The organism is Bacillus sp. 05T31, from assembly GCF_056396725.1.
In genome coordinates, this window is record NZ_JBFTMA010001453.1 from 1 (window position 1) to 401 (window position 401).

The following is a 401-nucleotide window of genomic DNA, read 5'->3' on the forward strand; positions in this document are numbered from 1 at the left end:
CTGCAATGACTTCGACAATACCGCCTATAGAATCTCCGCTACTTTTCGCATCATCAATCGCATTCATCATCTCTTGTTCTACTTCTTTATCTAAACATCGAACTGGTGAATTTTCAGTTATCGTTTGAATTTCTTCAATTGGTAAGTTTGAAATACGCTTCGCTTGTACCCCACCAATTTCAAGAACATGCCCTGCAATTTCCACGCCTAATTCTTTCAAAATTTGTTTCGCAACTGCACCAGCAGCAACACGAACTGTCGTTTCTCTTGCAGAAGAGCGCTCTAATACGTTTCTTATATCACGATGACCGTATTTAATTGCCCCGTTTAAATCCGCATGTCCTGGACGTGGTTTCGTTATAGTACGTTTCATTTCTTTACTTTCTTGCTCCGAAATTGGT

Annotated in this window: 1 protein-coding gene; it reads right to left on the bottom strand. The window is 40.1% G+C overall.

The features are described from left to right. On the bottom strand, positions 1–401 hold a 401-nt coding region (locus AC1DJR_RS33790), incomplete at both ends, for a chorismate synthase (RefSeq protein WP_477004651.1).